Here is a 25,759-nt window from a genome sequence, read left to right as displayed (position 1 = left end):
CCTGGAGGAATCTGATCGCGTAACATACAGGGCGTAGCGCCGACGGCATCGGCGAAATCGTCATGGACGCTTGCAAGAGACAGGATACGAGGAAGGGAGAGGCTAAGGTTGCTGAAGGGAAAAACGATTGTGCTTGGCGTATCAGGCGGCATTGCCGCCTACAAAGCGGCCGCCTTATGCAGCAAGCTGACGCAGCAGGGGGCGTCTGTGCGGGTCATCATGACCGATTCCGCGGCAAAGTTTATTGCGCCGTTGACGCTGCAGGTGCTGTCCAAGCACCCGGTCTATACAGATACGTTCGATGAGAAGGACCCGTCTGTCGTGGCTCATATCGATCTGGCGGATCATGCCGATCTCATCATAGTGGCGCCCGCGACGGCCAATGTTATAGCCAAGATGGCGCACGGGCTGGCAGATGATATGCTCAGCACAACGCTGCTGGCGGCGACGGCGCCTGTGCTGGTGGCTCCGGCGATGAATGTGCATATGTATGCCCATCCTGCTGTACAGCATAACATGGAGCTGCTGGCGGCGCGCGGCGTCCGATTCATCGAGCCGGGCGAAGGCTTGCTGGCCTGCGGCTATGTGGGCAAGGGCAGGCTGGCGGAGCCGGAGGACATCGTGGAGGCTGTGCGCCAATACTTCGGACGCACCGAGCTGCTAAAGGGCAGGCGGGTGCTTGTGACGGCCGGAGGCACGATGGAGCGGATCGATCCGGTACGCTACTTGACCAATGATTCCTCCGGCAAGATGGGCTTTGCGATTGCCGCGGCCGCTGCCGAGCATGGCGCAGAGGTTGTTGTGGTCGCTGCTCGTACATCGGCACCGCCGCCAGCAGGAGTGGAGCTGGTGCGGGTGGAGTCGGCACAGCAGATGCTGGAGGCGGTGCTGGAACGATTCGATCAATACGATATAGTGGTGAAGGCAGCGGCGGTGGCGGACTATCGTCCCATTCACATGCATGGGGAGAAGCTGAAGAAGCAGGGTGCGGGGCTTGTGCTGGAGCTGGAGAAGACACCGGATATATTGGAGACGCTGGGCGCCCGCAAGCGCCACCAATTGCTGATCGGCTTCGCCGCGGAGACCTCCCAGGTGGAGCATTATGCGATGGACAAGCTGCACCGCAAAAACTGTGATCTGATCGTAGCCAACGATGTATCACAGGAAGGCGCGGGCTTCCATGGCGATACAAATATTGTGCAGCTATTCGACGCAGCAGGGCTGGTCGATGCCTGGCCGATGCTCTCCAAGCGCGAGGTTGCCGAGCGTCTCGTTCGTCTGGCCGCCGAGCGTCTGCAGCGGCGCTTGGGGGCGGAGCAGTCATGATCGCTCGCGTCATCGTCGATGTCCCGAGCAGGCAGACCGACCGCCCCTTCGATTACGCTGTGCCTGCTGAGCTGGAGAGCTGGATTGAGGTCGGCAGTCGGGTCGGCGTGCCGTTTGGCGGACGCACGCTGCAAGGGTTCGTCGTCGAGCTGACGCAGCAGTCGGAGGTGTCCGGCTCCCGGCTGAAGCCTCTTGCAGAGCTGCTTGACCCGGTGCCGCCGTTATCGCCGGATCTGGTCGAGCTGGCGCATTGGATTAGTGTCAAATATTGCTGCACCTGGACGGCTGCTCTACAGGCGATGATTCCGGCCGCGCTCAAGGGCAAGGCCGAGCGCTATATCGGGCTTGGCGAAGGCTGGCCGCAAGCAACAGTCGGTCAGCAGGCTGAGAGAGCTGAGCGAGGCGAGGCTGCGCGATCCGATGCGGCAGAGCCTGGTGACTCGCTGCTGCCGCAGGAGCTGCGCGACTATATCGCCCGCCAGGGGCTGGTGCGTCTGGAGTCGCTGCAAGCGAGGTTTCCGCAGTGGGAGCTGCTGATGGCAGCCGCGCTTCGCAGTGGGGAGCTGACCGAGCGAGTGGCGGTGAAGGATCGGCTGGCGGTCAAGAAGGTGCTGACCGTCTTCCCGCTGCTGACAGAGGATGAGCTGCGCGAGGAGCTGGGCAAGCTGTCCAGCCGGGCTGCGAGGCAGCGCGAGCTGCTGGAGACGGTGGCGCGCTGTCCTGGCGGCATCGCGTTGCAGCAGCTACTGACGGAGGCTGGCGGCTCAGCCTCCAGTGTGCGCTCGCTCGCGGCCAAGGGGCTGGTCGAGCTGCGCGAGGTGGAGCAGGATCGCGATCCATATGCCGGACGCGAGTTCGGTGTATCCGAGCCGCTGCAGCTTACAGAAGGGCAAGCCAGCGTGTACCGAACCATTACCGGGTCGGTGCTGGCGCGTGAAGCCAAGGTGTATCTGCTGCAGGGCGTGACCGGGAGCGGCAAGACCGAGGTCTACCTGCAGTCGATTGCACTGTGCATCGCCCAAGGCCGCCAGGCTATCGTGCTGGTGCCGGAGATTTCATTAACGCCGCAGATGGTCGAACGGTTCAAATCCCGCTTCGGCGATGCGGTGGCTGTACTGCATAGCCGTCTGTCTAACGGGGAGCGCTATGATGAGTGGCGCAAAATCAAGCAGCGGCGCGTGCAGGTGGCGATTGGGGCGCGCTCGGCGATCTTCGCTCCATTCGATTCGGTCGGACTGATTATTATTGATGAGGAGCATGAGTCCTCCTACAAGCAGGAGGAGACGCCCAAGTACCATGCGCGCGATGTGGCGATCAAGCGGGCGCGCCAGCATGACGCGGTTGTCGTGCTCGGCTCGGCGACGCCATCGCTGGAGAGCTATATGGCCGCCCGGCGCGCGGCGCCGCCAGCCAAGCGGCCTGCTGACGCGCTACTGCTCGATCATGCAACTGCAACTGGAGCTGTAGCGGTCAGTGGGCATCCTCGCCACGTCGCAACCGGGGGCGTACCAGCTCCAGGCGCGCAGGCGCGAGCGATACAGGAAGAAGCTCGGCCGGGTATCGGCTACGGGGAAGACATCGACGGGAGGCAGGCTGCTGCCGCTGGGCAAGGCGCCATGACGCCGCCCGCTGGCGAGAGCCAAGAGCCGCCAGCCTCTGTCGGCGCCCTGCTGCCGCTGCCGGAGCGGGCGCTGGGTCGGCCGCTTCCTCCGGTCGAGATCGTCGACATGCGCGAGGAGCTGAAGGCGGGCAATCGCTCGATGTTCAGCCGCCCACTGCACAGTGCGCTGCAGCAGTGTCTGGAGCGGGGAGAGCAGGCGGTGCTGCTGCTGAACAGGCGGGGCTATTCGACCTTTGTCATGTGCCGTTCATGCGGCTATACGGCTGGCTGCCCGCATTGCGACATCACGCTCACCTATCACCAGAATACGCGTATGCTGCGCTGCCATTACTGCGGGTTCGCCCAGCGCTCGCCCGAATCCTGCCCGGATTGCGGCAGCGAGCATATCCGCTTCTTCGGCACCGGAACGCAGCGGGTGGAGGAGGAGCTGGCGAAGCTGTTTCCCGGCATTCGGGTCATACGAATGGATGTGGATACGACGACGGAGAAGGGCTCCCATGAGAAATGGCTGACCGCATTCGGGCGGCAGCAGGCAGATGTGCTGCTCGGTACACAGATGGTCGCCAAAGGGCTGGACTTTCCAATGGTGACGCTCGTAGGGGTCATCGCTGCCGACTCGGGCTTGCATATGCCGGATTTCCGCGCGGCGGAGAAGACGTTCCAACTGCTCACGCAAGTAGCTGGACGGGCAGGCCGCCATCATCTTCCGGGGCGCGTCGTCATACAATCTTATATGCCGGAGCATTACGCGATTCAGACAGCTAAGCGGCATGATTATGATGCGTTTTTGGAATATGAGCTGAAGGCGCGTCGGCTGCTGTCCTATCCGCCATTTTGCCGACTTGTGCTGGTTACCATGTCCCATGAGCAGCTACCGCTTCTGATTGCGCAGGGTGAGCAGTTCGCTGAGCAGCTTCGGCAGTTGGCGGCGTCAGCGGGAGTCCTCGGCGATCTGAGCGGGTTGCAGGAGCGAGTGCTCAGTCTGCTGGGGCCGGTAGCCTCGCCGATCCCGCGCCTCAAGGATCGCTACAGGTTTCAATGTATGGTAAAATATCGGGGAAGCGTCGATGCGGTCGGACTGATCCGGCAAGCCCTGGCCTCGCTGCAGGAAGGGCAGCAGAGCAAGGTGCTGTTCAGTGTCGATGTCGACCCGCAAGTCATTATGTAATTGAAACAACGTTAGAATGCTGCTCCTTCAACTGCAGGGGCAAGCTGAAGATCATTCGGAGCGAATCGTCATGGCTGCAGGCTAAGGTGGCTCGTGCCGGGCTGCGCCGCCTTCGAGGCGCAGCCGGTGATAGTGAAATGTAACGAAACTCAGGCACGCTATTTCCGTCTATAGTCATGTTTATATTAGTACGATAACGTGCTGTAGTTTCGTTAGATTTGGACAGCCGCTCCGTTGGCTGATCATGCTGTTCTCGTACCGCTTGGAATGCTGTATCAAGCGGTATGCTTCATAGAATTGACTATATTATTGGTAAAGGCAGGGATACGCTGTGTCCATTCGTATTATAGTGAAAGATCCTGATCCCGTTCTGCGCGAGCGGGCGAAAGAAGTAACCAAGTTCAATGCCAATCTGCACAAGCTGCTGCGCGATATGGCGGAGACGATGTATGATGCCGAGGGAGTGGGACTGGCTGCGCCGCAGATCGGCATCCTGAAGCGGGTCATCGTGGTTGATGTGGGAGATGAGCATGGCTTGATCGAGATGGTCAATCCAGAGATTATCGCCCGCAGCGGCGAGCAGTTGGGCCCTGAGGGCTGCCTGAGCATCCCGAATTTGAATGGCGATGTGCTGCGCGCCAAGGATATTACGGTGAAAGGCCAGGATCGCGACGGCAAGGAATTTACGATTGAAGCGTCCGATTATCTGGCGCGTGCATTTCAGCATGAGGTGGACCATCTGAACGGGGTGCTGTTCACTGATCTGGCGGAGAGTGTATACGATATTACCGCAAGGCCGCGCAAGAATGGGGAGTGACGGCATGCGTATCGTATTTATGGGAACGCCGGAGTTTGCCGTTCCTTCGCTGGAGCTGCTGCTGGGCAGCGAGCATGAGGTGGTGGCTGTCGTCACGCAGCCGGATCGTCCGAAGGGACGCAAGCGGGAGCTGACGCCGCCGCCGGTCAAGGAGGTGGCGCTGCGGCATGGACTGCCTGTGCTGCAGCCCGAGCGGATGCGCAGCCCGGAGGCGGTAGCGGAGCTGGCTGCGTATGAGCCGGATCTGATCGTTACGGCGGCCTACGGCCAGATTCTGCCAGAGGGGGTATTGAAGCTGCCGCGGCTGGGCTGTATTAACGTGCATGGCTCGCTGCTGCCGAAATATCGTGGCGGCGCTCCGATCCAGCGTGCGATCATCAATGGCGAGACGGTGACCGGGGTGACGATCATGTACATGGCGAAGGGACTGGATACCGGCGACATGATCAGTCGTGTTGAGGTGCCCATTACCGAGGAGGATACCTCCGGCACGCTGTTTCACAAGCTGAGCTTGGCGGGAGCAGAGCTGCTCGGACGCACGCTGCCGGATCTGATTGACGGCAGCGTGCGCGCTGTGCCGCAGGAGGACTCGGAGGCGACCTATGCGCCGAATCTGACGCGCGAGGATGAACGGATTGACTGGGGACGTACAGCGCGGCAAATCTACGACCAGGTAAGAGGGCTGTCGCCGATGGCAGGCGGCTTCACCTTCCTGCAGGGCGAGACCTTCAAGGTGCGTGAATGCAGCGTGCTGACAGCCCCGTCCGCAGCGGAGCATCGCGCCCTCAGCGGCAAGCCGCCGGGTGCGCTTGCTGTGCATGAGGGACGATTGCTGGTGCAAACTGGACAAGGCGTGCTGGAGCTGCTGCTGATTCAGCCTGCTGGCAAGAAGGCGATGACGGCAGCGGATTGGCTCAAGGGCGCAAGGCTGGAGGATTCTACTGTGCTTGGCGGTGAAGGGCAATGACGGAGCAGCGCAAGCGTCCCTCAGCAAGCCGACCGCTCCGACCGCTCTCCGCACGCGAGATTGCGCTGGACACACTATGCCGTGTCGAAGCGGATCAGGCCTACAGCAATCTTCAGCTTAATCAGGCGCTGCAAGCAGCCAAGCTCTCAAGAGCTGACGCTTCGCTCGCCACCGAGCTGGTATATGGGACGCTGCAGCGGCAAGGAACGCTCGACTATTGGTTGTCCCGCTTCGTCGCCAAGGGAGTGCGCAAGCTGGAGCCGTGGGTGCGCCAGTTGCTGCGGATGAGCGTCTACCAGCTCGTCTATCTGGATCGCATCCCGCCGCACGCGGCGGTGAATGAAGCGGTGCAGATCGCCAAGCGCCGCGGTCATGCCGGCATCGCAGGCATGGTGAACGGGGTGCTGCGCAATATGCTGCGCCGCCGCGGCGAGCTGGAGATTCCGGCAGGGTTGCCTGCCGCCGAGCGGATCGCGCTTGCTCATTCACACCCGCAATGGCTGGTTGAGCGGTGGATTGCCGCCTATGGGGAGCAGACGGCCGAAGCGATGTGCGCGGCGAGCAATGAACCGCCAAGCTCCAGCGTGCGCATCAACGCCCGCCGCGCATCGCGTGAGCAGGTGCTGGAGCAACTGAGCGGACAGGGTGCGGCAGCGAGGGCTTCGGAGCTGGCGCCGCAAGGGATTATCGTGGATCGCGGCGGCAATCTGGCGGACACCGCCTTCTTCCGCGACGGCTGGTGGACGGTGCAGGACGAGAGCTCCATGCTGGTGGCAGAGGTCGCCAATCCGCAGCCAGGCATGCAGGTGGTGGATTGCTGCGCAGCTCCGGGAGGCAAGACGACGCATCTGGCGGAGAAGATGGACGACCAAGGGCAGGTGTTCGCCAATGATCTGCATCCGCATAAGCTGAAGCTGATTGAGCAGCAGGCGGCGCGGCTGGGACTGTCCAGCATCCGCACGATGAGCGGCGACGCAAGAGCGCTGGCGGAGAAGCTGGAGCCGGGTGCGTTCGACGTCGTGTTATTGGATGCACCCTGCTCGGGCCTTGGCGTCATTCGCCGCAAGCCGGAGCTGAAGTGGAACAAGACGCCGGAGGACATCGAGGGTGTCGCCCAGGTGCAGCGCAGGCTGCTTGATGCGTGCTCGGCACTGGTCAAGCCAGGCGGCACGCTCGTCTATAGCACCTGTACGGTGGAGCGCCGCGAGAACGAGGAGCAGGTGGAGCGCTTTGTGCGCGAGCATGAGGAGTTCGAGCTGGACCCGGATTGGCCGCAGCCGCTGCTGGCGGCGCTGCGGGAGAAGGGGGCAATCGGAGCAGCGTTCGACGGGATGGCGCAGTTGCTGCCGCATCATGCGGGAAGTGACGGATTCTTCATCGCCAGGCTGCGTCGGCGCAGCTAGTCAGCCAGGTTGACAGGTCCTTCTGTCCACAGTCAATCCCATGCTTCGTCTATAATTTCAAATGTAAGGAAGATTAAAAATTCCACATCTATCGGCAAGCTTGGGCGCAATGCTGCGCCCAGCCTTGGCTCTGGCGACCGTTGACGGCTTCCTGCGCTTGGTAGTCTGCATAGGGCGGAATGTGGTAAAATAGGCGAGTGGTCAGATGACCAACGCACGCTAACAGAAACAGGTGTTGATAAAATGAAACCGTTCATATATGACTATACGCTGGAGCAGCTTCAGCAATGGATGAAGGATAATGGCGAGCCGGCTTTCCGCGCCGCTCAACTGTTTGACTGGCTGTACGTCAAGCGGGTGACCGGATTTGAGGAGATGAGCAATCTCCCGAAGCCGCTGCGCGCCAAGCTCGACGACCAATTTGCCTTTGTGACGCTGGGTGAAATTACGAGGTTTGAATCGAAGGATGGAACGGTCAAGTTCCTGTTCGGTCTGCATGACAATCATGCGATCGAGACGGTCGTCATGCGCCACAACTATGGCAATAGCATCTGTGTGACCACTCAGGTGGGCTGCCGGATCGGCTGCACCTTCTGCGCCTCGACCCTCGGCGGCCTGAAGCGCAATCTGACGGCGGGCGAGATCGTTGCTCAGGTGGTGACAGCACAGCAGATGCTGGATGCGACCGATGAGCGCATCTCCAGCATCGTGATCATGGGCTCGGGCGAGCCGTTCGAGAACTATGAGGCAACGATGGACTTTCTGCGCATCATGATCCATGAGAAGGGGCTGAATATCGGCCAGCGCCATATTACGGTGTCCACGAGCGGCATCGTGCCGAGCATGTACAAGTTTGCCGAGGAGAATACACAGATTAACCTGGCGATTTCGATCCATGCGCCCAATGATGAGCTGCGGTCGAAGCTGATGCCGGTCAACCGCCGCTTTCCGTTCGATGAGGTGATGGAGGCTTGCCGCTATTATATAGCCAAGACCGGGCGTCGCATTACCTTTGAATATGCGCTTATCGGCGGTGTAAACGACCGACCAGAGCATGCGGAGGAGCTGGCAAGTGTGCTGCAGGGGCTACTCTGCCATGTCAATCTGATTCCGGTCAACCATGTGCCGGAGCGCAAATATGTGCGCACGCCGCGCGAGGATATATTTGAATTCCAGCGTATACTGGAACGCAACAAGATCAATGCAACCATCCGCAGGGAGCAAGGGCATGATATTGCAGCCGCTTGCGGCCAACTGCGAGCCAAACATATGGAGTCTCAGGCGAGGTGATGCGAATTTGATTACAGCAAAACGAAGTGATATTGGGCGGATTCGGCTGGTCAATGAGGATCAGGCATGGGTCAGTCTGTATAACGACCAGTTGGCGATTGCCATCGTAGCCGACGGCATGGGCGGCCATCAGGCCGGGGATGTTGCCAGCCAGCTTGCCGTGCAGACCTTCCGCGAATCGTTGCCAGCCGAGCAGTTGGATCTGGCTGGCGGCCAGGTGCAAGAGCTGATAGCGGGCGCTATCCATCAGGCTAATGCGGTCGTCTATGATGTTGCTGCGCAAAATGAGCAGTACCACAATATGGGGACGACCGTTGTGGCGGCTGTTGCGGATGGGCAGCAGGCGGTCATTGCGCATATTGGCGACAGCAGAGCTTATAAGGTCAGCGAGCAATCCATTACCCAGCTCACAGATGACCATACGTTGGTGAATGAGCTGGCGAAGAGTGGTCAGATCAGCGCTCAGGAGGCTGCCAACCATCCACACCGCAATGTGCTGATTCGCGCGCTGGGCACCGATGCGCAGGTTGAGGTGGATGTCCAGACGTTGGAGTGGGCGCCCGGTGAGCTGCTGCTGCTATGCAGCGATGGACTCAGCAATATGGTCAGCGAGCAGCAGATACAGAGGACGCTCCTGGGCGGCGAGGGGAATCTGGAGGACAAGGCGCAGCAACTGGTGGAGCTGGCGCTTCAAGCTGGAGGCGACGACAATATTACGGTCGTGCTGCTGTATAATGAAGCCGTTACGGGCATGGAGCAAGAGGGGTGAGGATGTCATGATCGGACATGAATTAGGCGGCCGTTATGAAATTCTCGCACGGATCGGCGAGGGCGGCATGGCGCTGGTCTACAAGGCGCATGATATATTGCTTGGACGGAATGTGGCAGTGAAGGTGCTGCGTCAGCAATTCGTCCATGACGAGGAATTCGTGCGACGCTTCCGCCGCGAGGCTCAGTCTGCAGCCGCGCTCTCCCATCCGAACGTAGTCAGCATCTATGATGTCGGGCAGGAGGACGAGACGCACTATATTGTCATGGAGTATGTCGAGGGCAGCAATCTCAATGAGATTATTGCTGAGCGCGCGCCGTTGCAGACCGAGGAGGCTGTGCGCATTGCGATGCAGATATGCGACGCATTGGAGCATGCTCATTATAACCAGATTATTCATCGTGATATTAAACCGCATAATATATTGATTGGCAAAAATGGCAGAGTGAAGGTGACGGACTTTGGCATTGCCCGCGCGGTTACCTCCTCGACGATTACCCAGGCTGGTTCGGTAGTCGGCTCGGTGCATTATTTTTCTCCGGAGCATGCCAAAGGGGTTAGCACAGGCGAGAAATCGGACTTGTACTCTCTGGGCATCGTGCTGTATCAGATGCTGACCGGCAAGCTGCCGTTTCTGGGGGAAAGTCCGATCAGTGTGGCGCTCAAGCATCTGCAGGAGCGGTTCGAGGAGCCGCGGGTGGTCAATCCGCATATTCCGCAAAGCCTGGAAAATATTATTCTCCGCTCGATGCGCAAAAATCCTGGGGAGCGTTACGGATCAGCCGCCGACATGCTGCGTGATCTGGAGAGCTGCCTGGATGCCGGGCGCTTGAATGAGACGAAGCTCCATTTTCATGAGGATATGGAGGACACGCGCGTCATGCCTGCGATTCGGGGCGGAGCTGTGTACGACGCTCCGGCGGAACGGACGGCTGTCGAGCAGGAGAGCTATGCTTCCCGGCAACCGCAGGAGGGTCAAGCTAGAACACAAGGCAAGAGATGGATCAAGCCTGTTGTCATGATTGGCGGCACGCTGCTTGTGCTCGGGCTGCTGTTCTTCGGCCTGCGCATGTTCCTGAATGATCTGGATACGAGCGAGGTGGATGTTCCTTACGTGGTCGGCAAGACGCTGACACAGGCCAGGAGCGAGCTGGAGGCGGCGGGGCTGAAGGTTGAAGACCCGATCATCTATGAGGCTTCGGAGAAGCCGAAGGAGGAGGTCATCCAGCAATCGAAGCAAAATATGATCGTCAAGACCGGAACGTATCTGCGGCTCTATGTCAGCAGCGGCCCGCAGATGGAGGAAATGCAGAACTATGTCGATCAGAAATACAGCGATGTGCGCGACAATCTGCTCACGCTTGGGCTGACAGCCGATCAGATCAAGTCGGAGGAAGTGTTCTCGGATAAGCCGGCAGGCACGATTCTGTCCCAGTCGCCTGTGGCAGGCGAGCAATTCCGCATCGAGCAGGTCGCCATCCGCTTCGAGGTCAGCAAAGGTCTGGAGATGGTCGCCATGCCGAATCTGGTCGGTCGCACACAGAAGGAAGCGATCAATCTGATCCGCGACAATGAGCTGCGGCTTGGGCCAGGCAACGGTATCGTGGAAGAGCCGAGCTTTGAGCCTGCGGGCACTGTGCTGGAGCAATTCCCGCATGAGGCAGGAACAGAGGTGGCCAAGGGCGCGGAAGTTTCGATCACCGTCAGCTCTGGACTGCCTGCAGACGCCCGCCAATTCACGTTCAATATCAATGTCTCGCCGGCTCAGGCTGGCGGAACGAGTGAAGTGAAGGTGGTCTATTCGGATGCTACGGGGCAGAACATCGAGTGCTGCAAGCAGACGATCTCCGATTGGACGACGATTCCGGTCAAGGTTACGCTGGGGCCGGGCAAGGAAGCTCAGGTGATGGTCTATCGCGATGGCGAATTAGCCGATGTGTTCACCCGCACCTATGATCAGGTTCAAGCGGGCGCTTCCCAGGGAGAGAGCGTTCCGGGCATGGCGCCGCAGGAGCCGGAACCGCCGGTGGAGCAACCGGCCGAGCCGCAGGAGCCAGAGCAGGGAGCTGCGACGGAGAATGGCGGCGCCAATCAGGGAGAAAGCCACAATTCCGGAGGAAACCATGACGAGCAAGGCTAGATCGGGCGAAGGACGCATTGTTAAGGCATTAAGCGGTTATTATTATGTCATGCCGGATGAATCGACGGCTTCATCCGATCTGATTCAGTGCCGGGCGCGCGGCATCTTCAAGAAGAAGGGGCTGTCGCCGCTGGTTGGCGACCGTGTCATCTATACATTGACGGAGAACGGGGAGGGCATGGTGGATGAGCTGCTTCCCCGCATCTCGGAGCTGATCCGCCCGCCGGTAGCCAATATCGAGCTGGCGGTGCTGGTGTTCTCTGTGTCCGAGCCGGCGCTCAATCTCCAACTGCTGGACAAGTTTCTTGTACATATCGAGCATGCGGGCATTCAGGCGCTGCTCTGTCTAAGCAAGGGCGACCTGACGGATGGAGAACAGTCCGATGAGAATGCGGTCGAGGCGGCTGAGGCAGCCGAGGCGGTGCGGCGCATCTATGCTCCTCTAGGCTATGAGATCTATACGACCAGCTCACGGCGCAAGGAAGGGATTGAGGCGCTCAAGGCGCGGCTGGAGGGTCATCTCAGTGTATTCTCCGGCCAATCGGGTGTCGGCAAGTCGTCGCTGCTGAATGCGCTGGTTCCCGGTCTAGGGCTGGAGACGGCGGCCATTAGCAATCGGCTTGGACGAGGCAAGCATACGACCCGCCATGTGGAGCTGATCGAGATTGGCGGTGGCGGTTATGTGGCGGATACACCGGGCTTTAGCCAGCTTGATTTTACGGAGCTGGGCATCGACCAGCTCGGTTATTGCTTTCGGGAGATGAGAGAGCTGGCGTCCTCCTGCAAATTCCGTGGCTGCAGCCATATTCAAGAGCCTGGCTGCGCGGTTCTGGAGGCGTTGGAGGAAGGGCGGATCGAGCCGAGCCGACATCGCAACTACAGCCTGTTTTTGGATGAGATGAACGATAGAAAGCGGAGGTACTAATTCATGTCCATTATTGCACCATCGATATTGTCAGCAGACTTCGCCAAACTGGCGGCAGAAATTGCCGATGTGGAGAGCAAGGGAGCGGATTGGATTCACATCGACGTGATGGATGGTCATTTTGTGCCGAACCTGACCTTTGGAGCGCCGATTGTCGGCGCTGTGCGGCCACACTCCAAGCTGACATTTGACGTTCATTTGATGATCTCCAATCCCGAGCAGTTGATTGCAGATTTCGTACAGGCTGGCGCAGACCGCATTACCGTACATGCGGAGGCTTGCCTGCATCTGCACCGTGTGCTGCACATGATCAAGGAGCACGGACTGCCAGCAGGTGTGGCACTGAACCCGGCCACGCCGTTATCGGCGGTGGAGGAGGTGCTGGATGATGTCGATCTGGTGCTCATCATGACCGTCAATCCTGGCTTTGGCGGCCAGCAGTTCATCCCGGCCTCGCTGTCCAAGATTGCCCGCTTGAAGGAGCAACTGGAGCGTCGCGGCAGAGGAGATGTGCTGATCCAGGTGGATGGGGGCATCAATGCACAGACGGCAGCTCAGGTGCGTGAAGCGGGTGCCACCGTGCTGGTAGCTGGCAACGCGGTGTTCAATGCGCCTGACCGTGCTGCGGCGATCGCAGCGCTGCGTCCGGGTAGGGGCTGATGGGCGAGCGCTCCAGAGTGTTTCTGGCGGTCGTGCTGTATAGTCTGGCCTGCGGCATCCTGCTCAGCCTGTTCTCGGTATTCACCAATCTGGGCTTTATCCGCTATGTATTCTCGCTGGGGGTACTGCTGCTGGGCATTCGTTTTTTTAAACAGTATGAGTCGCTGGGCGGGCGTATTGCCTTTGTTGTGATGTCCATCGTATTTTACCTGTTGACGGTGCTCATTATTGTGGCCTATCTGTATATGGCCGGGGTGAATCTGCTGCCGCCCGAGATGAATCCGGCGCTGGAATAGGACGACTTGATCACGCATAGGATGGTTACATGGGGAACGGTTTCTCATGTAACCTTTTTTGTGTCGTGGTGAATATAATAAAGTGAATTCGATAGCGTGGCTGAGGAGGGATGGAACATGAAATTTTACACGATCAAGTTGCCGAAGTTTTTGGGTGGGTTTGTAAAAGCAGTCCTGAACACCTTCCAAAAAAACTAGCTCCGATGCATCCGCTGTCGAACGATTATAAACGACGGATAGAGCGCCTGTAACGGGCGGGGCCGCTGCAAGAGCGGTGTGAACAGCAAGCTGCTGCTCGCCTTGGGCCCCTAGCATGCCGAGAATTGCTGGCGCCTGTACTTTGCAAGCATGGCGGAAGGCTGGCTTGGCGAGCCGGCTGTGCCGCCGCCGTCGCTGGACTGCAGGCCGGCATTTGCCGCCGATAAGGGGACAAATCGCGGAATGCTGTACAGGGAAGACGAGCTTCGTTGGAGCCACAGCGGCTTGACTGCAGTCGGCGGCGTATGCAAGCGGGGGCGAAAAGGCAGGGGTAGCGATTCTTAGGCGCTCTACACTTAAGGTGAACAGCACTTATACACGCTAAAATGAAAAAAAAGCACCTGAGCGAGCTCAGGTGCTTTTTACATGCGGCATGTGTTGTCCAGGACAACACATGCCGTTATGCTCGATTAAACGCGGGTAATTTTGCCGGATTTCAGCGCACGAGCGCTGACATATACGCGCTTCGGCTTGCCGTCAACCATGATGCGAACCTTTTGAACGTTGGCGCCCCAGGTGCGTTTGTTTTTGTTATTGGCATGGGATACATGGTTGCCAGTGCTTGGGCCTTTGCCTGTAATAAAGCATTTGCGAGACATTGAGATACACCTCCTTCAAATACTGCTGCTACAACACCGCTGCAAATAAACACTAAAATAGCATATCACAAATTGGTATTGAAATCTAGTCCTGCCCCTCTTCATTTCACATTATTTTGTGTAGCGGAGTCGAGGGGGACGATGTCCATCGTACAATGAACTATAACACTTCGGAATAGTTCATTGAATTATGATTCTTTATGACTATAATCGATTAAATTCGACATAAAAATATAGGGTGTTGGGATAGGAAATTATACAATAACGCAAAAAATAGTACTAAAGTTATTGATTTATTATACCGATATTTATAGTTGTACTATTTTTATCATTTATATAGTCTGGGGTAATAGGACAAAGGTTGCAATGGGGCCGCCTTGGCCGGGGAGAGTGATCACGTATAGGTCGGTATGGGAGGGAAAGGCGCCTCGGGTGGTTTGGAGGCTATAGGAAGGCGCGCAGAGACAGGCTTGCACTCATTAATTCCAAGTTCGAGCTGATGCGCTGTTTGTCCGATCAAGAGCTTATCGGTCACAAGGATCAGCTTGCGAAGCTGCTCCAATCCGGGAAAGCCGCTGAGCATGACCTCTGTGTGGCGGCTGCGCTCGTCAAGGAGTCGATCAGGCGCTCTACTGGCTACTTGCTGCATAACGAGCAACTGGAGGGCGGCTGCGAGATGATCAGCGGCAAGGTTGCCGAGATGAGGACAGGAGAAGGGAAGACGCTTGCTTCACTTATTCCGCTCTTCTGGTTTGCCGCTCAGGGAAGAGGCGTACATATGATCACCGCCAATCCGTATCTGGCGGAGCGTGATTATCTTCAGGCCGCCAAGGTTATGCAGTTGCTGGGCATTACGGTGGGCTTGAACCGGGCGGAGCTTACGGCAGACGAGAAGCAGGCTGCTTATAGCTGTGATGTGACCTATGGCACGTGGTCGGAGTTTGGCTTCGACTATTTGCGGGATCATCTGGTGGATGAGCCGGACAAGCGGGTGCAGCGCGGGCTTGCCTGTGCAATCATCGATGAAATCGACAGCATCCTGATCGACGAAGCGCGCACGCCGATTGTCATTGCTTCCAAATCAAGGAGCGCTCCTGATTTATGGCATATTTGCAATCGTTTTGTTCGAGGGCTTCGGGAAGGAACGGACTACGAATGCGATTATGAGACGAACCAGGTTTCGTTCTCGGATCGCTGTATCAGCAGAGTGGAGGCTATCTTCCAGATTGACAATCTGTTTGACCCGGAGCATGTATCCTTTTATCATGCTCTGCTCCAATGCTTGCGAGCGCATGTCCTCATGAGGGCAGACAGAGACTATCTGATTGCTGAGGGCAAGGTAGGCATTATTGATGCCTATACAGGCCGGGTGCTGGAGGGCCGGGAATTCGGCGATGGTCTGCAGCAAGCGATTGAGATGAAGGAAGGGCTGGAGCTGAGCGAGGAAACGCTGACCCATGCGTCGATTTCGGTACAGAAGTATTTCAGCTTGTATGCACAGCTCAGCGGTATGTCCGGCACGCTGCAGGATGCCAAGGAGGAGCTGCTTCACATCTACGGCCTGGAGGTTGCTCCGATTCGGACGCATAAGCCGGTTATGAGGGTGGATGCTCCTGATCTGGTGTTCGCAACTAGGGAGGCGAAGCTGAGCCGTCTTGTTCAGGACATCGCTGCCTTGCAGGACAAGGGGGTGCCGGTGCTGATCGGTACGGTGACGGTGCAGCAGTCCGAGCAGTTGGCTGAGCGACTGTCGCGCGCAGGTCTGTCGTTCCAACTGCTGAATGCCCGAACGGAGCAGGAGGAAGTGGATATTATTAGCGGAGCTGGCGAGCTGTCCAAGATCACCATTGCCACGAATATGGCGGGTCGCGGCGCGGATATTCGTCTTGCGGATGGCGTAGCGCAACGCGGCGGGCTGCATGTCATCGGACTGGAGAGGAACGAGAGCCGCAGAATCGATCTGCAGCTATGCGGGCGGTCAGGCAGGCAAGGCGATCCGGGTCGGTCGCAATTTTATATCTCGCTGGAGGATGAGCTGTTCCAGCGTTTTGCCCGCGATGAGGCAGAGCGTTGGCAGAGCAACTGGCGCTGGGGCGAGGATGGGGTGTCGTCCAAGGAGCTGCTGGAATTCGCCGACCGGGTGCAGCAGCGGGCGGAGCAGCATATGTATGCCATCCGTTCGCTATTATTCCGTCTGGACAGTGTGACGCACCGTCAGCGGGAGTGGTTCTATGCCAGCCGGGACGAGCTGCTGCTGACCGACCGGATCGAGTCGGCTCTGCAGCGCTCGGTTGAGCAATGGATGGATCAGTGCACACTGCGGCTATGCCCTCCCGAGCGAATGGTTGAGGAATGGAAGCTGCGCCAGCTTGGCCAGGAATTCCGTCTGGAAGGGCTGCATGCCGATCCTGAGATGACGACGGGCAAGATGGCAGAGCAGCTCAGACTGCTGTGGGAGCCTGGATGGGCCCGCTTTGTGGAGCAGCAGGAGCTGCAGACATGGCGCCGTGGATGGCGTCTGCGCTGCTTGCGTCAGCTCGATCAGTACTGGATGGAGCATATGGAGCAGCTTGCTATGATCAGGCAAGGGATTCATTTTCGGGCGCTGGAATCCCGGGATCTCGTGCAGGTGTACGAGGAGGAGGCTTATCGGCTCCATACCCTCTTTGTTCGCAGATACCATCGCTTTATAGCCAAGGCCGTCATTCGAGAGCAGGAAAGCCGGGCAGCGCTGCTGCAGGGAACAGCGTAGTGCTGATCCGGGAATTCGATAGATCTATAGAAGAAAGAGGCGATCACCTGTGACCAAAAGATACGAGAGCAAATCCAATACACACGCCGCAAAAGGCAAGCGCGCAGCCAAGGCGCTGACGTTGACGCTGGCGGCTGCAGTTGCGGCGCCGCTGCTGTCCTCTGGCATTACAACAGCGGAGGTGTCAGCGAACGGACTGTCGCCCGCAGATTCGGGAGAACAGACCGAAAGCGTCTTCAATGCCTTGCCGCAGACTACCTCGCCCGTTGTGCAGGCGCTGGACAAGCTGAATAGCGCTTCGACCGCATCCGAGCTGCAGAGCACGCTTGAGGCAGCGGAGCTGGCTCTGAATCTGACGGCCTATAACGCCTTGTCGGAGCAAGATCGGGCGGCAGCAGCAGAGGCGCTGCTCAGCAGCGGCGTTCCGCTGGCGGATTCGGCGGCTGTGCAGGAGGCCTTGAACCGGGCGGTGGCAGCTCAGCGCGATGCGGCGGTGCTGCGTGATGCGCTTGTGGCAGTCAATTCCTCGGGCGATTCGACTCAACTCCAGCATGCACTGGAATCCCCGTATTTGGGGCTTGTTATGCTGCATTACCGGAAATTGACCCCCGAGCAGAAGCAAGCTGTCGCTGAGTCGGTGCGGGCTGCGGCTCCTGCGGGAGGATTCACGAGCCGTGCGGCGCTGCAGCAGGCGCTCAATACCGCGATCGTATCGCTCGCCTAACCATTCAGGGCTGAAGTGAGGGGAGGGAGCGGCATGATCCACCGGTTATCGTCATGGCTCATGTCAGAGAGAAGCGCCGCAGCATCGGAGCCTGTCACCCAGCGGTGCGAGGGCGCTTCGGAGGAAGCGCAGCAGGAGGAAGTGATTCAGACCATAGATAAGCTGGAGCTGGGAGAGCAACTGCGAATTATACGAACGGCTGCCCGCTATCTGGACGAATACGGCGCCCCTGGCTCTGGCAGACGCCCCGGATTGAAGCGCGGGTATGCTCTGCAGTCCGAGATGGTTGTCACCTGCGGTGAGGAGCCGATCTTTCGTGTCTATCTTGATGTGTTCGAGCAGCATTCTTCGGGGAAGCGGAGCGTAGAGCAGACAGTGTGTCTCGTGCGCTTCGGCACAGACGAATGGCATGTATTGCAGGTGAATTAAATTGTGTTTGTCATCGAACGGGATTTTATATGCCAAAAAAGAGAGGTCTAACCCATGTCCAATAAGAAAAGTGATGAGCACAAGCCTTTAACTAAAAATGTGGCTGCGATGATGTCGGCTGCCATTGCGGTCTCCTCGGTCGTCTCGCTGATTCCGGCACCTGTGGCCAGTGCAGATGAGCTGGCTGCGATAGCGGATGTGAACAATGCGGCAACCGCCGCTGAGATGCAGACGGCGCTCGCCCGCCCCGATCTGGCACTTAACCTGACGAGCTACGGCACGCTGAGCGCTCAAGGGCAAGTCATTGTAGCGCAAAGTATGATCGATAGTCGTCCCGGCGGCGGTTATGCCACTCAGCAGGACATTCAGGAGCAGTTGAATACGTATGTATCCGATCGGCAAAATATCGAGCTGCTGGCCAATGCGATCGCGGCGGTGAACAATGCGGCCACCGCCTCCGAGATGAGAACCGCACTGGAAAGCACGGCGCTCGGGCTGATTTTGACCACGTACAACAATCTGAGCACACCGGATGGCAAGCTGAATGCGGCAGCACTGATGCTTCAGCATCGCTCCAATCAAGGGGGCAGCTTTACTAGCCAGACGGACATCCAGAATTGGCTCAACGATGCTGTACAAGAGGCGCTTGATGCGGAAGCACTGGCAACGGCTGTAGCGGGAGTCAATCAGGCCGCCGATGCCAATGCGCTGGCAACAGCACTGGGCGACCCTTACCTCGGACTTATTTTGACCTCCTACCAAAATCTGAATGCCACCGATCGCTTGGCGGTCGCGCAGCAAATGTACGATGAAAAGCAGAGCAACGGCGCATTCGCGGATAAAAATGCGATTCAGACAAAGCTCAACGAGCTGGTCACGCTCAAGGCAATGGAGGCGGCCTATGCTGCCGCTGTGGCGGTCGTGAACGGCGCTGTTGACGCTGCAGAGATGAAGTCGGCGCTCGAGGCAGCCGGGCTTGGTCTGGATCTTGTCGAGTACTACAAGCTGAATGCGGCGCACAGGCTGGCGGCGGCACAAGCGATGCTGAATCAAAGGACAGCGGATGGCAGCTTTGCCAATCAGCCGGCTATTCAGGCAGCGCTGAGTGTGCATGTAGCAGCGGAGCAGATCAGCCAGGCGGTGGATGTGGTCAACGCGGCGGCGGATCGGGGCAGCATCAAGAGCGCGTTGACGGCTGTCGTGCTGGGACTCTCTCTGGACACGTATAACGGCCTGCTGCTTAATGATAAAAACACGGTAGCGGATGCGGTGCTTGCTGCTCGCCCAGGCGGAGGGTTTGCTGACAAGGCTGCGGTTCAAGCGGCGCTCGATGCAGCGCTTGCCGCCAATGCGCCGCTGGCAGCGGTCAACCTGGCAGGCGACACAGCCGCGATGCGCGCAGCGCTGGAAGCTGCTCTGCTGGGCTTGACGCCAGGCGTGTATTCGACCTGGCTGACGGCTGACCGCAATGCGGTCGCTGATGCGGTGCAGAGCGCCCGCTCTGGAGACGGCTATATCGATCAGGCCGCTGTACAGACGGCATTTGACACGGCTGTAACGAACCGAACGCCTGTTGCAGCGGTCAATCTGTCTGCTGACGCGGCAGCGATGCTGACAGCGCTGGCGGGAATTAATCTGCTGCCGCCTGCAGCATGGGATAATGTCGATAAACTGGCGGTTGCCCAGGAGGTGCTGGGTGCTCGTCCATCCGATGGATATGTGAGCGGCCCGGCTGCCGAGCTGGTGTTCGACGCGGCGGAGCTGAACAGAGCACCGCTGGCGAGTGTCAACCTGGCGGCAGATGCAGCGGCGATGCAGTTGGCACTTGAGGATGCCGATCTGGCGCTCCCTGCCAATGCGCTCTATACCAGCTATACGAAATCTGCAGATCGGACAGCGGTAGCGAGCAGTGTACTTCAGCATCGTACCTCTAATGGAGCTTTTGCTACCAAGGCGGCGCTCGTGACGGTATTTGATAGTGCGGTTGATGCGCGCGCATCGGTAGCGGCTGTGAACCTTGCGGTCGATGAAGCCGCGATGCAGGCTGCGCTGGAGGATAACGATCTGGCCTTGAATCTCGGGACGCACTGGAGCGGCTGGAAGAGTGCAGACAAGGCAGCGGTGTCGGCTCATGTCCTTGCGAATGTTCCAACGATCGGATATGCGGATCAAGCCGCAGTGCAGGCCGCGTTCAATACGGCGGTTAGTGATGTGATGCCGCTGGCGTCGGTCAATGCTGCGACGAATGCAACAGAGATGGATGCTGCGTTGACTGACGCGGCGCTGAATCTCACCCTTGGCGCACTATATGCTACGTATGGCACGCAGATTGCAGCTATTGTTGCCGATAATCGTCCGCTGGACGGCTTTGAGAACAAGGCTGCGGTCCAAGCGGCGCTGGATCTGGCGAATGCCATTCAGGCGGTCAATATCGCTGCTGACGAAGCATCGATGGAGACGGCGCTGGAGGCAGTCGATCTTGGGCTGGTTCAGGGCATCTATGAGAACTGGAAGCCTGCGGATCAGACGGCTGCGGCTGCGATCGTAATCTCGATCCGTGGTGGAGGCTCCTGGACGATGCTGGCTAATGTGCAGACGGCCTTCAATGTAGCGGTTAACAATCGCGAGCCGGAGGCGGCCGTCAACAGCGCCGCTACAGAAGCAGAGCTGAGGCTTGCGCTGGAGGGGGCCACGCTCAATCTGAACGTTTCCGGCTACTCGGGCTGGCTTGCCGTGGACGTCGATGCGGTGCTTGCCGGACTGCTGGCAGATCAAGCAGCGGATACGACTGGCTATGCGGACAAGGCTGCAATACAGGCGGCACTGAATGCGAAGGTAACGGCCAGGCAGCCGATTGCTGAATTGAATCTGGCGACGACGGGGGCCGCGGCGAAGACGGCTGTCGAAGCGATTACAGGGCTTGACCGTACCGCTTATGACGCACTCCCTTCCGATGCGAACCGGCTGCTCGTGTCTGCTTATCTGGTCGATGAGCGTCCTGCGTCCGGCTATGCCGATGTCGCAGCGGTGCAGAGCGCACTGGCGGCGGCGATTGCTGCGGATGCTCCGATGGCGGCGGTCAATGCGGCGGCCAGTGCTGCTCAGATGAAGACAGCGATCGAGGATGCAACGCTTGCGCTGACGCTGGACGAGTACGCAGGCTGGCTCGATGTGGACAAGCTGGCGGTAGCTGAATATGTTCGGACTAACCGGGGCACTGGCTATGCAACCAAGGCAGCGGTGCAGACCGCGCTGGAAGATGGAATCGACGCACGCAAGCCGATCGTTGCGGTGAACGCTGCGGCAGATGAGGAAGCGATGCTGGCCTCGCTGAAGTCGAATGCGCTTGGTCTGGTACGGTACAATTTTGACAATTGGAGCACAGAGGATCAGCTCTACGTGGCAGGCGTTGTGCTGGCGGACGTAGGCACGGGCTATGCTACGTTGTCTGATATTCAGTTGAAGTTTAATGACGCGCTAGTGGCCCGAACACCGCTGGCAGCGGTCAACCTGGCTGAGGATGAGGATGAGATGGATCTCGCTCTGAACGCCTACGAGACTGAATTGACGCTCGATCTGACCGTGTATGGCGGCTGGGTGGCTATTGACCAGGCTGCTGTGTCGGCTGCGCTCGTAGCGGCCCGCCCGGCGGACGGCTATGCAGATACGGGCGCACTGGCGGCGGCATTCTCGGCTAAGATGACCGAGCGTCAGCCGATTGCCGCGCTGAACCTGGCTGCTTCTGGCGCAGACATCCTGACGGTGCTCGCTACAGAGCCGGAGGGGCTAGATCAGGGCGTGTTCACGAGCTGGCTCACCAATGACCGCGAGGCTGTTGCTGCTGCGGTGCATGCTGCGCGTCCTGGCGGGGGGTATCCGGGCTTCGCGGACTGGGCAGCGGTGCAGAGTGCCTTCGATTCCGCTGTAACGGCTCGTCAGCCGATTGCGGCGGTCAACCTGGCAACGAGCGCCTTGGCTATGGGTACAGCGCTGGGCGATATGAGCCTTGGTCTTAATCTCAGCCCTGCAAACCAGTGGAAGATGGCGGACCAGCTCGCGATTTCGGCGGATGTATTGGCAGGGATTCCGGCAGGCGCAGGCTATGCTGATCAGAATGCGATTCAAGCGGCCTTTGATCAGGCGGTGCTCGATCGTCAGCCAGTTGCAGCGGTTAATATTGCCGCAACCGATTCCGCAGCTCTTGCCGCACTGACAGATGTCAGCCTTGGGCTGGATCTGACCGACTTCAACCTGCTCAGCGCTGCGGACAAGCTGGAGGCAGCCAATCAGGTGCGTCTGGCCGCGCCGGTTACGAACGGCTATGCGGACAAGGCCAGCATCCAGGACGCGCTGGACGCGGCGATCGATCAGGGGACGCTGGCGCGTGACGCCAATGCGCTGCAGATCGGTTTCGCCAGTGGCGATTCGCCAAGCGAGGTGCTGGATCATCTGACGCTGCCGGTGAGTGGCGCGGGCGGTTCGGTCATTACCTGGGAATCGAGCAAGTCGTATGTCAATGTCGATTCGGGTGCAGGCGCTCTTGGCGAAGTCACCCGCCCTGCGTACCTGGATGGGGATGCAGCCGTTACCTTGAAGGCGACGCTGAGCTACCAGGGCCAGACGAGAACGAAGCAATTCGTCATTATCGTCGTCAAAAACGACATCACCGATGCGGAAGCGGTTGGCGCTGATGCATCTGCCTTGAATATCGGTTATTCCGGCAGCAATTCGGCAGCGTCGGTGACAGGCGATCTGACCTTGCCAGTCGCAGGCGATTATGGCACGACGATTACATGGGCCTCCGCGGATGAGGATGTCGTGTCGACTACAGGCGAGGTGAGCCGCCCTGCACGCAAGGCAGGCAATGCGATTGTCAAGCTGACGGCGACGATTGTCAAGGGCGCCTCAACGCAGACGAAGGAATTTACGCTGAATGTTCTGCGGCTGGATCAGTATAATGATGCGGAAGCAGTGGAGGAGGATGCGGCTGCGCTTCGCCTGACCTATAACGGAGCAGATACGGCGGCAGGAGTGGTTAACCCTCTGGGCTTGCCGACAGCAGGAGCGAATGGCTCGGTCGTCACCTGGACATCTAGTGATACGACGGTTGTTGCGGCTGATGGCACGGTCACCCGTCCGGCCTTCACTGCGGGAGACAAGACGGTCACCTTGACGGCAACGATTACGAAGGGCGGAGAGACCGAGACGAAGCTATTCACAGTGACGGTGCTCAAGCAGCTCACACTGAATGATGTGGAGTCGGCAGCAGCGGACAAGGCGGCGCTTGCACTCGGCTTCTCCGGTACAGATACAGAGTCTGCCGTAAGCGGCAATCTGACCCTGCCGACGGCTGGAGCGAACGGCACGACGATTGCCTGGCTGTCCAGCGATGCGAATGTCATCTCGCTAAATGGCACAGTGACCCGACCCGCGCATACGGCTGGCGATAAGGCGATCACGTTGTCGGCGACGATCACCAAGGGCAATGTGACGGAGACGAAGCAATTCATCGTGAACGTGTTGAAGCAATCGGCGCTGAACGATAGCGAGTCGGTAGCAGCCGACAAGACGGCGCTGGCGATCGGCTTCACAGGCAACGAGACAGCCTCGGCGGTGACGGGCAATCTGACGCTGCCGCTCAGCGGAGCGAGTGGCACAACGATCGCCTGGGCAACGAGCGATGCGAATGTGATCGCGGCAAGCGGCGTGGTGACGCGCCCGGCGAATGCGTCCAGCGATAAGGCCGTGACGCTGACAGCGACGATTACGAAGGGCAATGTGACGGAGACGAAGCAGTTCATCGTGAACGTGGTGAAGCAATCGGCGCTGAACGATAGCGAGTCGGTAGCAGCCGACAAGACGGCGCTGGCGATCGGCTTCACAGGCAACGAGATAGCCTCGGCGGTGACGGGCAATCTGACGCTGCCGCTCAGCGGAGCGAGTGGCACAACGATCGCCTGGGCAACGAGCGATGCGAATGTGATTGCGGCGAGCGGCACGGTGACGCGCCCGGCGAATACGTCCAGCGACAAGGCGGTGACGCTGACAGCGACGATCACCAAGGGCAATGTGACGGAGACGAAGCAATTCATCGTGAACGTGTTGAAGCAATCGGCGCTGAACGATAGCGAATCGGTAGCAGCCGACAAGACGGCGCTGGCGATCGGCTTCACAGGCAATGAGACAGCCTCGGCGGTGACGGGCAATCTGACGCTGCCGCTCAGCGGAGCGAGTGGCACAACGATCGCCTGGGCAACGAGCGATGCGAATGTGATCGCGGCAAGCGGCGTGGTGAAGCGCCCGGCGAATGCGTCCAGCGATAAGGCCGTGACGCTGACAGCGACGATTACGAAGGGCAATGTGACGGAGACGAAGCAGTTCATCGTGAACGTGTTGAAGCAATCGGCGCTGAACGATAGCGAGTCGGTAGCGGCTGACAAGACGGCGCTGGCGATCGGCTTCACAGGCAACGAGACAGCCTCGGCGGTGACGGGCAATCTGACGCTGCCGCTCAGCGGAGCGAGTGGCACAACGATCGCCTGGGCAACGAGCGATGCGAATGTGATCGCAGCGAGCGGCGTGGTGACGCGCCCGGCGAATACGTCCAGCGACAAGGCCGTGACGCTGACAGCGACGATTACGAAGGGCAATGTGACGGAGACGAAGCAGTTCATCGTGAACGTGTTGAAGCAATCGGCGCTGAACGATAGCGAGTCGGTAGCGGCTGACAAGACGGCGCTGGCGATCGGCTTCACAGGCAATGAGACAGCCTCGGCGGTGACGGGCAATCTGACGCTGCCGCTCAGCGGAGCGAGTGGCACAACGATCGCCTGGGCAACGAGCGATGCGAATGTGATCGCGGCAAGCGGCGTGGTGACGCGCCCGGCGAATGCGTCCGGCGACAAGGCGGTGACGCTGACAGCGACGATCACCAAGGGCAATGTGACGGAGACGAAGAGCTTTACAGTCACGGTGCTGAAGCGCGTGAAAACGTCACAGCCTGCTGCGGCGAATATTATGGTCGTCAACCGCGAGCAGAATCAGTCGGATACGATTGAGGTTGGCGGCTTGCAAGCTGGCGATGTCGTGCGCGTATACAGTGCCTTGAATGTATTGCTGGGCACAGAGACGGTTGGCGCTCAGGCGACTTCGGCTACCGTTACCGTCGCGCAACTGGGAACAGGTGGCGGTACGGTTCTGGTGTCTGTCACCCGGGCAGGTCTGGAGGAGAGCGACAAGGCCACGGTTGCTTATGCTGCCGAGGGAGCGAAGCCGTTCGTCATCAGCGATGGCTCGCTGACAACCACCAATGGTGTACTGGCGAAGGTGACCGTCTCGCCTACTGCGGGTATGACTCACAGCGGCAATGAGGTGGTTATCTTCCAACTGATGCGCGGCAATGAGCCGGTCAGCATCGTGGTGTTGGAGAAGGATGTGGCTTCTGCCGAGGAGTTGAAGGCTCACTTCAACGTATCTGGCGCCAACTACTCCGTAAAAGTGTTTGTAGCAGACGCCTACAGCGGCAGCTTCACGGAAGTGGGTAATGCGCTGGCCGATCCGGTTGTTCTGAACTAATCCCTGGTTATATCCTTGTCCATCGAACCTGGCCGCAGGG

17 protein-coding genes are annotated in these 25,759 nt (G+C 59.0%); 16 read left to right on the top strand and 1 reads right to left on the bottom strand.

Features of this window, described 5'->3' with window-relative positions; translation table 11 throughout:
• The first annotated feature begins 108 nt into the window (after positions 1-108).
• From coaBC to spoVM, 12 genes are all read left to right on the top strand, one after another.
• The gene (coaBC, locus tag ACY1JZ_RS19060; protein WP_462630499.1) at positions 109-1,326 is read left to right on the top strand and encodes a bifunctional phosphopantothenoylcysteine decarboxylase/phosphopantothenate--cysteine ligase CoaBC; all 1,218 of its coding nucleotides are present in this window, start codon (positions 109-111) and stop codon (positions 1,324-1,326) included.
• Positions 1,323-4,115, top strand: coding sequence for a replication restart helicase PriA (priA, locus tag ACY1JZ_RS19055; protein WP_462630498.1), 2,793 nt, complete (start codon positions 1,323-1,325; stop codon positions 4,113-4,115). The genes coaBC and priA overlap by 4 nt, the downstream gene beginning before the upstream one ends.
• A gap of 331 nt (positions 4,116-4,446) precedes the next feature.
• Positions 4,447-4,932, top strand: coding sequence for a peptide deformylase (gene def, locus ACY1JZ_RS19050; protein WP_270171991.1), 486 nt, complete (start codon positions 4,447-4,449; stop codon positions 4,930-4,932).
• A gap of 4 nt (positions 4,933-4,936) precedes the next feature.
• Positions 4,937-5,899, top strand: coding sequence for a methionyl-tRNA formyltransferase (gene fmt, locus ACY1JZ_RS19045; protein WP_462630497.1), 963 nt, complete (start codon positions 4,937-4,939; stop codon positions 5,897-5,899).
• Complete coding sequence (rsmB, locus tag ACY1JZ_RS19040; RefSeq protein WP_270171988.1) at positions 5,896-7,302, top strand: 16S rRNA (cytosine(967)-C(5))-methyltransferase RsmB; 1,407 nt, start codon at positions 5,896-5,898, stop codon at positions 7,300-7,302. The genes fmt and rsmB overlap by 4 nt, the downstream gene beginning before the upstream one ends.
• A 243-nt stretch (positions 7,303-7,545) precedes the next feature.
• A complete protein-coding gene (gene rlmN, locus ACY1JZ_RS19035; protein WP_270171986.1) occupies positions 7,546-8,592 on the top strand; it encodes a dual-specificity RNA methyltransferase RlmN in 1,047 nt (348 codons plus the stop codon).
• Between the two features lie 7 nt (positions 8,593-8,599).
• The gene (locus ACY1JZ_RS19030; protein ID WP_462630495.1) at positions 8,600-9,361 is read left to right on the top strand and encodes a Stp1/IreP family PP2C-type Ser/Thr phosphatase; all 762 of its coding nucleotides are present in this window, start codon (positions 8,600-8,602) and stop codon (positions 9,359-9,361) included.
• Between the two features lie 7 nt (positions 9,362-9,368).
• Positions 9,369-11,501 (top strand): Stk1 family PASTA domain-containing Ser/Thr kinase, encoded by a 2,133-nt coding sequence (gene pknB / locus ACY1JZ_RS19025; RefSeq protein ID WP_462630494.1) that lies wholly within the window; start codon positions 9,369-9,371, stop codon positions 11,499-11,501.
• Positions 11,485-12,426, top strand: coding sequence for a ribosome small subunit-dependent GTPase A (gene rsgA / locus ACY1JZ_RS19020; protein ID WP_462630493.1), 942 nt, complete (start codon positions 11,485-11,487; stop codon positions 12,424-12,426). The genes pknB and rsgA overlap by 17 nt, the downstream gene beginning before the upstream one ends.
• 3 nt (positions 12,427-12,429) lie before the next feature.
• Positions 12,430-13,086 (top strand): ribulose-phosphate 3-epimerase, encoded by a 657-nt coding sequence (gene rpe, locus ACY1JZ_RS19015; RefSeq protein WP_270171978.1) that lies wholly within the window; start codon positions 12,430-12,432, stop codon positions 13,084-13,086.
• On the top strand, positions 13,086-13,382 hold the full coding sequence (locus ACY1JZ_RS19010; RefSeq protein ID WP_270171977.1) for a hypothetical protein: 297 nt from the start codon (positions 13,086-13,088) through the stop codon (positions 13,380-13,382). The genes rpe and ACY1JZ_RS19010 overlap by 1 nt, the downstream gene beginning before the upstream one ends.
• 117 nt (positions 13,383-13,499) lie before the next feature.
• Entirely contained in the window at positions 13,500-13,580 is an 81-nt protein-coding gene (spoVM, locus tag ACY1JZ_RS19005; protein WP_036709866.1) for a stage V sporulation protein SpoVM, read from the top strand.
• A gap of 470 nt (positions 13,581-14,050) precedes the next feature.
• Here spoVM and rpmB read toward each other — a convergent pair whose 3' ends face one another.
• Positions 14,051-14,239 carry a 50S ribosomal protein L28 gene (rpmB, locus tag ACY1JZ_RS19000; RefSeq protein ID WP_270171975.1) on the bottom strand — a complete coding sequence of 63 codons (189 nt, stop codon included), beginning with the start codon at positions 14,237-14,239 and terminating at the stop codon, positions 14,051-14,053.
• Between the two features lie 400 nt (positions 14,240-14,639).
• Here rpmB and ACY1JZ_RS18995 point away from each other — a divergent pair, with 400 nt between their 5' ends.
• Genes ACY1JZ_RS18995 through ACY1JZ_RS18980 form a run of 4 tightly spaced genes read left to right on the top strand, consistent with a single transcriptional unit; the run spans position 14,640 to position 25,719 of the window.
• On the top strand, positions 14,640-16,991 hold the full coding sequence (locus ACY1JZ_RS18995; RefSeq protein ID WP_462630544.1) for a preprotein translocase subunit SecA: 2,352 nt from the start codon (positions 14,640-14,642) through the stop codon (positions 16,989-16,991).
• Positions 16,992-17,040: 49 nt separating this feature from the next.
• A complete protein-coding gene (locus ACY1JZ_RS18990) occupies positions 17,041-17,715 on the top strand; it encodes a hypothetical protein (protein WP_462630492.1) in 675 nt (224 codons plus the stop codon).
• Positions 17,716-17,748: 33 nt separating this feature from the next.
• Positions 17,749-18,144, top strand: coding sequence for a hypothetical protein (locus ACY1JZ_RS18985; protein ID WP_462630491.1), 396 nt, complete (start codon positions 17,749-17,751; stop codon positions 18,142-18,144).
• A 54-nt stretch (positions 18,145-18,198) separates the two neighbouring features.
• A complete protein-coding gene (locus ACY1JZ_RS18980) occupies positions 18,199-25,719 on the top strand; it encodes an immunoglobulin-like domain-containing protein (RefSeq protein WP_462630489.1) in 7,521 nt (2,506 codons plus the stop codon).
• Positions 25,720-25,759: the final 40 nt, after the last annotated feature.

The sequence above is a fragment of the Paenibacillus sp. J5 genome, assembly GCF_054955055.1.
The sequence above is the reverse complement of the archived record's forward strand: the minus strand, read 5'-3'. Positions and strand labels throughout refer to the sequence as shown.

Coding starts and splice junctions, on each gene's coding strand:
- rlmN (WP_270171986.1), top strand. CDS start 7,546: ATGAAACCGTTCATATATGACTATACGCTGGAGCAGCTTCAGCAATGG.
- rsmB (WP_270171988.1), top strand. CDS start 5,896: ATGACGGAGCAGCGCAAGCGTCCCTCAGCAAGCCGACCGCTCCGACCG.
- fmt (WP_462630497.1), top strand. CDS start 4,937: ATGCGTATCGTATTTATGGGAACGCCGGAGTTTGCCGTTCCTTCGCTG.
- pknB (WP_462630494.1), top strand. CDS start 9,369: ATGATCGGACATGAATTAGGCGGCCGTTATGAAATTCTCGCACGGATC.
- ACY1JZ_RS19010 (WP_270171977.1), top strand. CDS start 13,086: ATGGGCGAGCGCTCCAGAGTGTTTCTGGCGGTCGTGCTGTATAGTCTG.
- ACY1JZ_RS18985 (WP_462630491.1), top strand. CDS start 17,749: ATGATCCACCGGTTATCGTCATGGCTCATGTCAGAGAGAAGCGCCGCA.
- spoVM (WP_036709866.1), top strand. CDS start 13,500: ATGAAATTTTACACGATCAAGTTGCCGAAGTTTTTGGGTGGGTTTGTA.
- ACY1JZ_RS18980 (WP_462630489.1), top strand. CDS start 18,199: ATGTCCAATAAGAAAAGTGATGAGCACAAGCCTTTAACTAAAAATGTG.
- priA (WP_462630498.1), top strand. CDS start 1,323: ATGATCGCTCGCGTCATCGTCGATGTCCCGAGCAGGCAGACCGACCGC.
- rpe (WP_270171978.1), top strand. CDS start 12,430: ATGTCCATTATTGCACCATCGATATTGTCAGCAGACTTCGCCAAACTG.
- rsgA (WP_462630493.1), top strand. CDS start 11,485: ATGACGAGCAAGGCTAGATCGGGCGAAGGACGCATTGTTAAGGCATTA.
- rpmB (WP_270171975.1), bottom strand. CDS start 14,239: ATGTCTCGCAAATGCTTTATTACAGGCAAAGGCCCAAGCACTGGCAAC.